The sequence below is a fragment of the Acinetobacter sp. 10FS3-1 genome (assembly GCF_013343215.1).
Taxonomy (GTDB): domain Bacteria; phylum Pseudomonadota; class Gammaproteobacteria; order Pseudomonadales; family Moraxellaceae; genus Acinetobacter; species Acinetobacter lwoffii_C.
In genome coordinates this window covers 1,152,570-1,165,720 of the sequence record NZ_CP039143.1, presented here as the reverse complement: position 1 = coordinate 1,165,720, position 13,151 = coordinate 1,152,570, and the positions used below count along the sequence as shown (strand labels likewise).

Annotated in this window: 11 protein-coding genes; 7 read left to right on the top strand and 4 right to left on the bottom strand. The window is 43.4% G+C overall.

Translation table 11 applies throughout. The features are described 5' to 3' along the window. Positions 1-29: 29 nt before the first annotated feature. The 3 genes from tal to E5Y90_RS05445 all read left to right on the top strand — a co-directional run bounded on the left by tal (position 30) and on the right by E5Y90_RS05445 (position 3,031). The gene (tal, locus tag E5Y90_RS05455) at positions 30-1,007 is read left to right on the top strand and encodes a transaldolase (RefSeq protein WP_174659626.1); all 978 of its coding nucleotides are present in this window, start codon (positions 30-32) and stop codon (positions 1,005-1,007) included. A 71-nt stretch (positions 1,008-1,078) separates the two neighbouring features. Then, positions 1,079-1,738: a leucine efflux protein LeuE gene (gene leuE / locus E5Y90_RS05450; RefSeq protein ID WP_174659625.1), complete on the top strand. Its 660-nt coding sequence runs from the start codon at positions 1,079-1,081 to the stop codon at positions 1,736-1,738. Positions 1,739-1,855: 117 nt separating this feature from the next. Then, positions 1,856-3,031, top strand: coding sequence for a benzoate/H(+) symporter BenE family transporter (locus E5Y90_RS05445; protein ID WP_174659624.1), 1,176 nt, complete (start codon positions 1,856-1,858; stop codon positions 3,029-3,031). Between the two features lie 90 nt (positions 3,032-3,121). Here E5Y90_RS05445 and E5Y90_RS05440 read toward each other — a convergent pair whose 3' ends face one another. Further along, positions 3,122-4,120, bottom strand: coding sequence for an alpha/beta hydrolase (locus tag E5Y90_RS05440; RefSeq protein WP_373688394.1), 999 nt, complete (start codon positions 4,118-4,120; stop codon positions 3,122-3,124). 262 nt (positions 4,121-4,382) lie between these two features. On the opposite strand from E5Y90_RS05440, the gene E5Y90_RS05435 reads away from it, so the two are divergent. Continuing rightward, the gene (locus E5Y90_RS05435) at positions 4,383-4,826 is read left to right on the top strand and encodes a universal stress protein (RefSeq protein WP_174659623.1); all 444 of its coding nucleotides are present in this window, start codon (positions 4,383-4,385) and stop codon (positions 4,824-4,826) included. Positions 4,827-4,980: 154 nt separating this feature from the next. Beyond that, positions 4,981-5,427, top strand: a complete 447-nt coding sequence (locus E5Y90_RS05430) for a universal stress protein (RefSeq protein ID WP_151203263.1) — start codon at positions 4,981-4,983, stop codon at positions 5,425-5,427. A 46-nt stretch (positions 5,428-5,473) separates the two neighbouring features. On the opposite strand, the gene E5Y90_RS05425 is transcribed toward E5Y90_RS05430, so the two are convergent. Beyond that, complete coding sequence (locus tag E5Y90_RS05425) at positions 5,474-5,683, bottom strand: hypothetical protein (protein WP_174659622.1); 210 nt, start codon at positions 5,681-5,683, stop codon at positions 5,474-5,476. A 204-nt stretch (positions 5,684-5,887) separates the two neighbouring features. Continuing rightward, complete coding sequence (pepN, locus tag E5Y90_RS05420; RefSeq protein WP_174659621.1) at positions 5,888-8,497, bottom strand: aminopeptidase N; 2,610 nt, start codon at positions 8,495-8,497, stop codon at positions 5,888-5,890. Between the two features lie 428 nt (positions 8,498-8,925). Between pepN and E5Y90_RS05415 the strand changes: the two genes are divergently transcribed. Both E5Y90_RS05415 and thiM read left to right on the top strand, forming a co-directional pair. Further along, positions 8,926-10,086, top strand: a complete 1,161-nt coding sequence (locus E5Y90_RS05415; protein WP_174659620.1) for a hypothetical protein — start codon at positions 8,926-8,928, stop codon at positions 10,084-10,086. A gap of 41 nt (positions 10,087-10,127) precedes the next feature. Beyond that, complete coding sequence (gene thiM, locus E5Y90_RS05410) at positions 10,128-10,961, top strand: hydroxyethylthiazole kinase (protein WP_174659619.1); 834 nt, start codon at positions 10,128-10,130, stop codon at positions 10,959-10,961. Positions 10,962-11,242: 281 nt separating this feature from the next. Here the strand turns inward: thiM and E5Y90_RS05405 are convergent, their stop codons facing one another. Further along, a complete protein-coding gene (locus E5Y90_RS05405) occupies positions 11,243-12,769 on the bottom strand; it encodes a TerC family protein (RefSeq protein WP_174659618.1) in 1,527 nt (508 codons plus the stop codon). Between the last annotated feature and the right edge of the window lie 382 nt (positions 12,770-13,151).

Here is a 13,151-nt window from a genome sequence, read left to right as displayed (position 1 = left end):
CAAGTAATAACTTCAAGAATTAGATATCAATGACTCACTCTGCGTTAAACCAATTAAAAAACTTAACTACTATTGTTGCTGACAGCAGTGATTTAACTGCTATTGAAAAATTTCGTCCATTAGATGCAACAACCAATCCTTCCCTTATTACTGCTGCAGCCAATCAGGCGGAGAATAAAAGCTTAATCGAAGCTGCTTTTCAGCAGGCACAGCAGGAAGGCTATTCAGAAGATGCATTGATTGAACGAAGTATTGACATTTTAACGGTCAAGTTTGGGGTAGAAATTTTAAAGCTCATTGAAGGGCGTGTCTCGACTGAAGTCGATGCTGCCCTGTCTTATGATACTGAAGCGACCATTGCAAAAGCCAAAGAATTGCTCGAACTGTATGCGCAATATGGTATTTCTTCGGATCGCCTGCTGATCAAGATTGCTTCGACCTGGGAAGGAATTCAGGCCGCCAAGGTACTGGAACGAGAAGGTATTCACACCAACCTGACCTTGCTATTCGGCCAGCATCAGGCCCATGCCTGTGCAGATGCCAAAGTCACTCTCATTTCTCCTTTCGTGGGGCGTATTCTGGACTGGTACAAAAAGGCTGAAGCGGTGGATGCCTATCCGATTGAAAAAGATCCGGGCGTATTATCGGTTAAAAATATTTATACATTTTATAAAGCCCATAGAATTCAAACTGAAATCATGGGAGCCAGTTTCCGCAGTATTGATCAGGTGTTAGGACTCAGTGGCTGCGATTTACTGACAGTTGCACCTAATTTGCTGGCTGAGCTGGAAAATGACTTCCGTGAAGTACAGCCACAGCTTTCAGCCGCCGCAATTCCTGTACAGGCCGATCTTCAGCCGATCAGCTATGCCGAATTCCAGGAGCAGCTAGAACAAGATCAAATGACCAGTGAATTGCTGCAAGGCGGAATTCAGGGCTTTATTAAAGCACGTGAACAACTGGCTGCCTTATTACGTGAAACCTTTCTAAGCCCGACTGAAATCTAAGGAATTTTATAAATCTCTTTAAGTCGATGGGGTTATAATACTGCATCGGCTTTTTCTTTTGCGAGCTCTTCGTGTTTGGTATCACAGATCTGACGACCTATATTATCGGAACAATTTTAATTGTGATACTTCCCGGCCCGAACTCCCTGTATGTCATGTCAATTGCTTCCCGTTTTGGTATTAAAACCGGTTATATGGGAGCACTCGGCGTCTATACCGGCGATACGATCCTGATTCTGTGTACAGCCTTGGGAGCTGCCTCACTTTTACATGCCTTTCCCCTTTTGTTTATCGGCTTAAAGGTTGTTGGCGCACTGTATTTAAGCTATTTAGGTATAAAACTGATTATTTCGGCTTATAAGACCTTTTTTCCACGAAAATTGGTTCAACTCCATTCAATAGATTCAACAGCCTCTAAAAGCCCGGAGACAATTCGGCCTTTTAGAACAGCCTTGACCATCAGTATTTTAAATCCCAAAGCGATTTTGTTTTATCTGTCATTTTTTGTGCAATTCGTAGATCCGGCCTATTCTTATCCTGCACTCACCTTTATCTTGCTGGCCCTCATTTTGCAAATTATCAGCATGAGCTATCTGTCTATCCTGATTTTTTCCGGGATTAAACTGGCTACTTATTTCAATGAAAACTATAAGTTGACGGCTACTGCAGTCGCGCTGGTAGGATTATTATTCTGCGGCTTTGGTTTTAAACTGGCAACTTCAACCCTCTAAAACTGCCTATATGTAATCATTTTCAAGTTTGAAATGAGATAAAAAACTCCCTCATAGATTGTGTTTATAGATGAAAAGCGTATGATTTAGGCGCATTAAAAAATTGTATTATGGACGATGTCAAAACTATTACAAGATTTCTCCCTGCCGGCCGTCATAGCGGGTTTTATGACCTGCATGATTGGCATCAGTGTCTCTGCAGTACTGGTGATTGAAGCCGCTCAAAGTCTGGGAGCAAGTCCGGCACAAATCAGCTCCTGGTTATGGGCACTTGGGATTGGGATAGGCCTTTCAGGATTTTTACTGTCCTGGAAGTATAAATACCCCATTTCAACAGCCTGGTCGACGGCAGGACTGGCCCTGATTATTGCCTCTAATGGACATTATAGTCTGGCCGAAGCGATAGGCGCCTTTTTGGTCTGCGGGCTATTGGTGGCGGGTCTCGGATTTTTTGGAGTTTTTGAGCGAATTTTCCAGTTTATTCCACAAAGCTTGACGTCTGCCATGCTAGCGGGTGTCTTGCTTAAATTCGGAATTTCAGTTTTTGGCAGCCTGCAACAATCCTGGACATTTGTACTGAGTGTACTGGCCATTTATCTTATCTCTAAAAAGCTCAGCACACGCTATAGTATTGTTATCACAGTATTTGCAGCGATCTTTCTATGTCCTTTTTTTATTGAATTTCACCCGCCTGACTTGAACTGGGCTATCGCTCAACCGGTCTGGACCACGCCTGAGTTTAGCCTGTCTGCTATTTTAGGTTTGGCTTTACCTTTGCTGGTTATTAATCTGGCATCCCAATACCTGCCTGGCCTGGCCGTGATTAAAAGCTATGGTTATCCGCCTAAAGTGAATCCGATTCTCGGCTGGACCGGTATGACCCAGGCAGTTCTGGCACCTTTTGGCTGCTTTAGTATCAATCTGGCCGCTATTAGTGCTGCCGTTAGCCTAGATGCCCAAGCACATCCAGATCCACAAAAACGCTATATTGCCGGTATGAGTGGCGGGCTTTGTTATATGCTGATGGGTCTTTTTGCAGCCACCCTGAGTAATTTGTTGATGGCTTTTCCCAGTATTCTGATCACTGTACTAGCCGGCATTGCCCTGTTTGGTACAATCGGTCATAACATTGCGCTGGCTTTTCAGGACAGTCATGAGCGTGAGGCCGCCCTAATGACTTTTTTATTCAGTGCCTCAAATATCCAGTTTTTAGGTATTGGGTCAGCATTCTGGGGACTGTTACTGGGTATCCTGGTGTATCTGTTATTCAAATCCAAACCTAAAACAGCCTGAATATTGGCTTAAGCACATTCGGCTTAAGCCCGTTCAGGTAAATTTCCTGAATCAAAAAGAGGCTAAAATCAAATAAAAATGAATCAAAACTCACAAAGAATACTGATGTAAAAACTCAATGGTCTTGAAAAAAGTCTGCTGGCTTTCTTTCTTGGCCATAAAAAACTGATATTCATGAATCAGCCAAGCCTTAGATTCTGGATAAAAGACGGGCATCACAGGAATATTTTTGGCTTCGAGTGCGCGTACAAACGGAATGGACTGGGTATCGGTCAAAAAGTCCTTATTTCCCCCACTAATAAAAACAGGTGGATACGTAGTCGAGAGCTGATGAATGGGGGAAATCTGCTGAAGAAATTGTGTATTCTCTTTTTGATCCCCGATATAGGCTTGTAACAGATTATCTACACCCCACTCCATGATTTTGAGTTCAGGTGCCTGATGAATAAAGCTTTCCAGATCATAGATCCCACAATGCAGAATCAGCCCTCTAAGCTGCTCCGGCTGAATACTCGGACGAAAACCAGACTGCCGTGCAAATTCAGGATTAGTTAACAGTGCAGCATAATGGCTCGCCAAATTGGCACCCGCAGAATCTCCAGCCAGATACAGCTGTCTTGCATCAATCTGATAGCGCTCTGCATATGTTTTAATAAATTCGAGCGCCTGATTAATCTGATGTAATTGCGCAGGATAAACCACTTGGGGTGCAAACTGATACTGTACAGCGACCACATTATACCCTTGCGCTGCTAGCAGTTTGAAATAACCACGCGCATGCTCTTTAGAGCCAGAAATCCAGCCACCTCCATGTATCCAGATAACGGTTGGTCGAGGGCCAAGCTCCTGAACATTTTGTGGTTGATATAAATCCAGATTTAAATTCTGCTCAGTCGCATAGACAATATTGGAGTGTACCCGCACCGTTTCAGGCGCATAACGGTCCATCAACTTTTGCTGCATGCCGGTAGTTAAATTAAAGGCGCTCGCAATAATCCGGTTATTTTGTACCGCGCTTTGACAGCCTGCCAGGCTCAATCCTCCAAGCAATGCCAGACAGATTCCTGAATACCTCAAAATAGCCCCCATAATATTTCAATCCTGACCAACAGCAGTCCCAGCAGAAGCATATAAAAATTAAATGATGAAGGCGATAGGCTTAGGCAATAAAAACTAAAATCCGAGTATTTTCCTCAATTTTATTCGCTTAAATTTCATACTACTTATGTGAAATATATTTGTAATTAAATGAGTTTTTATGCCCTTTCAGCTTTTTGCAATTGCACCTGTTACAGCACTGTGTTATCAATAAATCAAAGCCTAAAAAACACATGACATCCGGAGAAAAACGATGGCCTATCAAAATATTTTAGTTCCAGTAGATGGCTCAGAAATTTCTTTTTCTGCTGTTCAGCATGCTGCAAAAATTGCCAAAGCTTTTGGCAGCCGACTTTACTTGATCAGCCTGATTGCAGAAGATCCTTTTACTGAGGCAGATTTTTATTATAGCTCTACAATTATGAAAGAATATTTTGCCCAGGCGCATGCCAATGCTAAAAACTCTTTAAAACAGGCGGCTGCTCTTGCAGAAGCAGAAGGTATTGAGGCCGATACGCGCATTGTGACGGGTCTGGTGAATGCGGAACATATTGTAAATACAGCCCAAGAAGTTCAAGCTGATTTAATTGTCATGGGTTCACATGGCCGTAAAGGATTCCAGAAAATGATTCTGGGCAGTTTCGCACAGGATGTACTCAGCGCAACACAAGTACCTGTCATGGTTGTAAAAAAATAATCTGAACAATCTTCTGGTTTTTTGCGCACCTGAACAATGCGCAAAAAACTTTAAAGACTGCCCTTAAAAACTAAGTTTCTATTCCTTCAAATAAAATTTGGATTTGTCCCTCTTGTACTGCCCATAACTGTTATAACAATGATGAGGAAACACCATGCAAAATTACGATAATCTTCTGGTCGCACTCGATGAATCCTCGATTTCCTATGCCGCGGCAGAGCATGCCTTGGAAATGGCAAAGGTTTTTCATAGCAAAGTTACCTTATTAAGTGTTATTGCTGTCGATCCATTTAAAGGCGTCGATTTTTATAAAGTCGCGCCGGCAGTAACTGATTATTTTCTGCAGGCAGAGCAACATGCCTTAGATCGTCTAACTGAACTAAAGGAAAGTTTTATTCGTGACGGCGTTCCGGTGATTACTAAAATTATTCATGGCATGGCGCCCTCGGAAGGTATCTTGCAGGCTTCTCTAGATTCACCGACTGACCTAATTATTATGGGTTCGCATGGCCGCAAAGGTTTGCAGAAGCTGATGCTCGGCAGTGTCGCACAAAATGTGCTAGCACAATCTGAAATTCCGGTCCTGATTGTAAAGCAGTAAATTTCTCCTATTAAAATAAAAAGCCTGTACTCGACAGGCTTTTCTTTTAACGCATTTTTTGGTTTAGCTCATTCAGAAATCTTTCTGCATCCTGTTGACTGGCAAACACCTTTTTATGTTCAGCCGCCTGATGAGCAGAATAAGGCGTATATTGGATAGAAATTTCAAATAGATCATTGGCCGGTTTTTTACTAACCTGCAGCGCAATAATATGTTGAGTGTTTAGATAAAAACCATCTTCGATTTTCACTAACATCTTGAATCCCCCCTCATCATTTAATTGAAAGACATTTTCATAATTTCGATGCTTAGCAGAACAAGCAAGTGACGCTCTGCTGCAAACCATCTGTACACCTGTATGTGATAAATTAGGTAAAATCTGCTTTCAAATACGCCTTCCCCCCTTTTAGCAGAAATGACAAAGCCGGATCATCTGATCCGGCTTCTCTAATCATACTTTTTACACGTTCAGCATACTATTCAACGTTTCTGAAACGTTTTTAGATTTCACCACCGGCTTTAAAGCTTCGAGTTGGGCTTTGACTTCGCTACGCTGTGGTTCAATCAGCGTATACCAGCGAGATAATGCCTGCAGTAAACGTGAACCCACAATCGGGTTTTTCTCATCCAGATATTTCGCCAGACCAATATAATGCTCTACACCAAAACTCCAGCTATTGACCGGGTTGGCATTCAAGCCACCACTCACCGCACGGATACGGTTTGGTGTCTTCAGGTCATAATCCGGATGTGCAGTTAGCGCCTGAATCTCTTCTGCTGTTACTTGCGGATGAGCTGCTTGCAGCATAAACCATTGGTCGAGTGCCAGCGCCTCATCTTTAAAGCGGGTATAAAAGTCATCGAGCAGTGCTTTTGCTTGCGGTGCATCATTCCAGACCAGTACACGCAATGCCCCTAAGCGCTCAGACATATTGCGGGTATTTTGATATTGCTGCTCTGCCAGTTCAAACGCTGATTCATCTCCCTGACGTGCCATCATCATCAGCAGGATATTTTTCAGCGCACGTGTACCCATCGCTTGAGAGAAATCAGCTTGCAGATCAGGGTCAAGGCTCAGATAGATATCTTTGGCTGTCGCACCAAACGCACGTGCCAAAGTATGCAATAAGGCATCACGCTGTTCCTGAATCGTGGCCGGGCTATAATCCTGATCAATACGGCTGCCTAAATAGCCTTCAGATAGCACATCAAACAGGCGTGATGCCAGTAATGGATCTTTCTGGATAACCTCAGGCAGTGTCTTCAGCATGGTTTCGATATAAATATCTGAAGGATGATTGTCCAGTAAAATACGTTCTAACAGGGTTTGTGCCGCCTGCCACTGGTTAAAACCATTGGTTTCATATTGCAGCAAGAACGCCAGCTCCTCATCTGAATAGTTAAATTCCAGATCCACCGGTGCAGAGAAATTACGCAGTAAAGACACCACGGGTTTACTGCTTACACCGTTAAATTCGATCGTTGCCTCATTCTGATCAAACAGGTATACCCCGTCTTTGACCGAATTTTCAAACAAGGCTTCAGAATTCAGGACCAGTTGTTCGCCGCTTGCTGCATCAAACAGGGCCAGAGCCACTGGAATTGGCACGGCTTTCAGATTCGGATATTTCGGATGCACTTTCAGGCTTTGTTTTAAGCTCAGGCGATAGGTTTGCGATGCCGCATCATAGTGTCCTTCTGCGACCAGTTTTGGTGTACCTGGCTGGTTATACCAAGTCAGGAAGTTAGAAAGATCAACACCAGAACCTGCCGTTAAAGCCGCAATCCAATCCTCTACGGTAACGGCCTGACCATCATGACGGCGGAAATACTCATCTGTGCCCTGACGGAATTTTTCCTTACCCAGCAGGGTTGCCATCATGCGGTTAATTTCCGCGCCTTTTTCATACACAGTTGCGGTATAGAAGTTATTGATTTCGACAAAATGATCGGGGCGTGGCGGATGTGATAAAGGGCCTGAATCTTCCGGGAACTGATGGGCTTTAAGAACGGCCACATCATCAATCCGCTGTACGGCGGCCGATTGCAAATCTTCCGAGAAAGACTGGTCACGAAACACCGTTAAACCTTCTTTTAAACACAGCTGGAACCAGTCACGACAGGTAATCCGGTTGCCGGTCCAGTTATGGAAATATTCATGGGCAATTACAGATTGTACCCGCATGATCGCGGCATCAGTCGTATATTCCTCATCGGCCAGTACACATGAGGTATTAAAGATATTCAGGCCTTTGTTTTCCATAGCACCCATATTAAAGGCACTGGTCGCCACAATCATATAGTTATCAAGGTCATATGGCAGGCCATAATGCTCTTCATCCCAACGCATAGAATGTTTAAGTGCTTCCATGGCAATCTTGCATTTTGGAATATCTTTTTCTTCAGCATAAATTTCCAGCGCCACATTTCGGCCTTCCGAAGTGACATAGGAATCTTTCATAACGGCCAGATCACCAATCACGCAGGCAAATAAATAGCTCGGCTTTTTGGTGGGGTCTTCCCAAATGGCATAATGCCGGCCCTCGCCGGCTTCACCGGTTTCCAGCAGGTTACCATTCGCCAATAGCACAGGATATTTTTTATCTGCTTCGACACGCGTCGTAAATACTGACAATACATCCGGACGGTCAGGATAGAAACTGATCTTGCGAAAACCTTCTGGTTCATTTTGGGTAACAAACAGATCCGAACTGGCCTGATACAGACCTTCCAGCATGGTATTGGTTTCAGGATGAATTTTCACAACTGTTTCAATCACGGCCTGATCAGGCGCCTGAGTAATTACCAGTTGTTCACTGTCGAGCTGATAATCCTTTTCAGTCAACTGCTGACCATTTAACCTGATCGATTGTAGCTCCAGGTCACGGCCCAGCAAAACCAGAGGACCCTCAGTCCGACGTTGCATAACCAGTTTGCTACTCACCAGAGTATGATCCTCATAAACCTGAATATTCAGATCAATCGAATCAACCACGAAAACAGGTTTTTGATAGTCTTTTAAATAAATGGTTTGATCAGCTTCGATCACCGGATTCGCCGCAATATTCATATCCTGTCCTAATCTTTTATCGTTCTGACATATTCGATGTCAAAAGCATCTGTCAAATGATAAACACTGTGGGTGCTTTTCTTTTCCTAGCTCTAATATGGGCGCTTAGTGCAGCACTTTCAATGCATTTTGTATAATCAGAGAGCAATTGTATCCCACGAAAAAGTCTCCCTGCCAAATGAGGAGAAGATTTGATATTTTTTATAAGCCGATGCTTTGAAAATTAAGATAAGTGAATGCTGAGCTGAAAGCTGAAAGCTGAATCAGGGTGACATTGAAGCTCATCAGAGCTTAGCACTTTATCTTTTCCCATTGAGCTCTTTTGTCCCAGCGCTTCCTGTTCTGTTCAGACTGCCTACTTATCGGCCCTGTCATCCTCTTGCCAGCTGTGTATAATCATCTTTCCTTTTTGAGTTTATATATGCCTTATGGTCTTTAATGTTCTGCAAAAACAGCTTGATGAAAGTACACAATGCCCGCTTTGCAGGGCGTCGATGTATTGGATTGAAGCAGAACAATATGATCAGGATATTAACTTTCATGAATGCAGTCATTGCCAGCATCAGCTTTATCCTGAGCAAAAGCACAACTGTTATTGTGAGCATTGTCTAGCACAGCGTAAACGGCTGCTCAAAGAAACCCGACTACAGGAAAGTCATCAGCATCACAAGAAACAGGATCAACGTGAATATGAACTGACTCAGCTCAGTTTCCTGCATAAACTGTTCTTGCTGGCTATTCTGGATGATCAGGTTCAGGAACATATTCATCATCACGAATATATTGACTGGCAACAGATCAAATATCACATGATTAGCCCTAACTATTTGTTCCAGCAAGGGCTGATCAAAAATCTGCTGAGAGACCAGATTTTGATTCCTAAAGATATTGCTTCGGAAAATCAGCACTATTATATCAATGTCCGTCTGGACGGTTATTCTGAACCCAGCCTGTTTAGTATTGCCCAGCAACTGCGCGCCTGGTTTTATGAAAACCTAAGCAAAGGCGTACCTTTTAAAAGTTCAGATGAAGTCAAAGATGCCCTGTATACCTTACTGTATCAGGAAATTATTCAGTTTGCCCAGTTCTATTGTCGGACTTGGGGTATCCAGATTGCAGGAAACAAAAGCTTTCAAGCCTTCTGTTATCGCTTGCTGGATGTACTGGCCGTTGGGCAGATTTATTATCTGGTTCAGAATGCGCTGGAATATCTCTATAAGCAAAAAGCCCTACAACCATGTAATGAAAATTTCATCAATACCAATCTGTTAAAGAAAACCTTGCAGCAATACCGCGAACGCGCTCTCAATGAGAAATGGGAAACCTTTACCCTGCCACGCCCCACTCAGCTTCCTTTAAGCAAGATGAGCGGCATCCTGTTTTACCGTCTGCTGGGTTATGATGAAAATATCTTTTTTCAGCCGATCTGGCGTTCATGGCATAAAATCGAACCGCGGCTAAAATTTTACTCGCAAAAACGCTGTATGCACTGTGGCTCACAAGAACTGTCTGTTGACTATGATGCCAGCGACTATGTAAGTTTGTTCTGCCGTAATTGCAAGCATCAGGATCACTATTTTACGCGCTGACCGGCTTCCTCCACAGTTTTCTATTTTTAGAATTGATCATTATGAATACGTCTTCATCCCACTTAGAGCACATGCTTCTTGAGCAGATCTGTGAAGCCTGGCATCAACTTCAGCAAGAGCAGCCTCTGGTTCATATTATGACCAATGTGGTGGCCAGTAATTATGTGGCTAACGTCCTGCTCGCAGCAAATGCTTCACCGGCCATGATTGACAATCCCTATGAGGCTGAAAGTTTTATCAACATTGCAGCTGCACTTAGTCTGAATCTGGGGACACCGACCAGCGAACAGGTCGAGGCCATGCAAATCGCTGCGCGTACAGCCCATAGCTTAGGCAAGCCCTGGGTACTGGACCCGGTCGGTTATGGATCAGTATTACATTGGCGTTCGGCAGTCGTGGATCAGCTTATCAACGATCAGCCGACGATTCTACGCGGCAATGCTTCAGAAATTGGCAGCATGGCTGGCAAGAAGACTGAATCCAAAGGCGTAGGCAGCACCGTAGATAGTGCCGAGGTTTATTTACAAGCCCAATGTCTGCTTGAACAAACCCCATGTATCGCGATTTCAGGTGAGTCAGATTATATTATTTCCAGAGACTATCCGGTGCTTCAGGTACTTGGTGGCTCATACTTGCAACCCCGCGTGACGGCGACAGGATGTGCGCTGGGTGCCTTGATTGCCGCATATAGCGCCGTGGCGGCGCCGGTGATTGCTGCCTTGGCTGCCCATGTACATTTTTCGATTGCAGGTCAACGGGCTTTTCAAACATCCCGGCAGCTTGGACACTTCAATGTCGCTTTTCTGAATGAAATTCATCAGCTTAATATCGATAGCATGAGCCAGCAGGCCAATTTTAAAATTTTGCATCCTTAAAACCAGATTAGCCAGGAGGTTGGCTGCTCTCAGGCAAGTTCATGCTGTATAGCAAGTCACTTCCTATCAAGCAATCCCTAAAACTTAATGGCCAATTCAGGCCAAATAGTTCTAAGTGGATTCTGTAAAATACTGAAATAAGGATTATCTATCTTTTAAACCCATACTCCAGTTTATCTTTCCTGATAGGACGGTCTTCTTTAAATACCTGGATATAAAAAAACCAGCTGTCATGACGACAACTGGCTGGTTTGACTTATTGATAGTAGCTATTTAGCAGCCTATCCAACCGGGTAATGAATACTCACCGTCTTAATCCGGTTATTTTCGACGTCAGTCACCTTGAACTGGATACCCTGATAGTTCAATTCCGTCCCTACTTCAACCGCAGTATGGGTTTTGTCCAGAATCAGACCTGCAACACTGATATAGCCCGAATCTTCCTCAATCAGATCCATCAGGCCCAGCTCAAGTTCAAGCTGATAAAGATCCAGCATGCCTGAAGCTTTCCAGTGATTCTCATCAATTTTTACCAGATCTAGCTGCTCATCAGCATCCGGGAATTCACCAGCAATTGCCTCAAAGACATCCAGCGGTGAAATCAACCCCTGTACATGTCCAAATTCATCACTGACCAGTACCAGAGAGCCTTTCGAGGCACGTAAGGTATTGATTGCATCAATCACTTTCATGCGTTCAAAAATATAGATCGGACGATGACGCTTGATTAAGGCTTTGAACTCCTCCGGCTCATCCAGAACATCTAACAGCTCTTTGGCGCGTACTACGCTCAGGACTTTATCCAGCCCACCACGGCATACCGGAAAGAGACTATGTGGCACCGACAGAATTTTTTCCCGGATTTCTTCAGGACTGTCATCTAGGTTGACCCAGGAAATCTGGTTGCGCGGTGTCATAATTGAGGCCACAGAACGCTCGGCAAGTGTTAAAACACCTCCAATCATATAGCGTTCTTCATCTGCAAAGGCTTCTTGTGCCTCATTTTTTTCAGTTCCCGTAGTTTCAATACGCCCGCCCATCAACTTGAGAATAGAGTCTGCAGTACGGTGACGTAAGGGAATTTTAGCTTCATGTTTAGCAACATTACGCTGGCTAAACTGATTGAATGCTTCAATAGCAATTGCCACGCCAATACCAGAATAGATATAACCTTTCGGAATATGGAAGCCAAAACCTTCGGCAATCAAGCTGATTCCAATTAATAGCAGGAAGCTGAGACACAGAATAACCACAGTCGGATGCTGGTTCACGAAAGTAGTTAATGGCTTAGATGCAAATAGCATGACGCCCATCGCAATCACCATCGCGGCCATCATGATGTAGATATTATCAACCATGCCGATGGCAGTAATCACCGAGTCCAGAGAGAATACAGCATCGAGAATCACAATCTGAACCACAACAGCACTAAAACTTGCGTAGGCTACATTTGTTGTAACTTTAAGCTCAGGCTTTCCTTCAACTTTTTCATGCAGTTCCCCCACAGCTTTATAGACCAGGAATAAACCACCGAAAAGTAAAATCAGATCACGTCCAGAAAATGTTAAATCAGATATTTGAATTAATGGCCGGGTCAGGGTGACCAGCCATGAAATTGCAAATAACAGCCCCAAACGCATAAACAAGGCCAGAGACAGGCCTATCACACGTGCCTTGTCTCGCTGCTCAGGAGGTAATTTTTCCGCCAGAATCGCAACAAAGACCAGGTTATCAATACCTAAAACTATTTCAAGAATAACAAGTGTTATTAAACCTACCCAAATTCCGGGATCTAATAAAAACTCCATTAGACACCCACCCCATTTGAGTCATTCAGAGAACAAGATGGAAGATGAGCACACGGCGAAGGATCCATTCAATTTTAACCTTTTTAACTTAGATTCCCACATTATGCATAAAATCAGAATTCTATGACCAATTAATTTACACAAGATTTACCAGAAATTTTCTCCTCCAGCCCTCTTTAAGCTGCTTTTTAACCGACAAATTTATTTTCTAAATAACTTATTACAATTTTTTTTAAAAGCTTTTATCTATTGAATAAAGTACCAAACTGATCGGGTGTGTTCGATAAAAGATCTTATTAAGAACGGATTTTTCTATGCTCGTAAAAAAATTACTGACTCATCAGTTCAATCTTTTCAGCAAAGAAAAAATTCCGACGAAGTC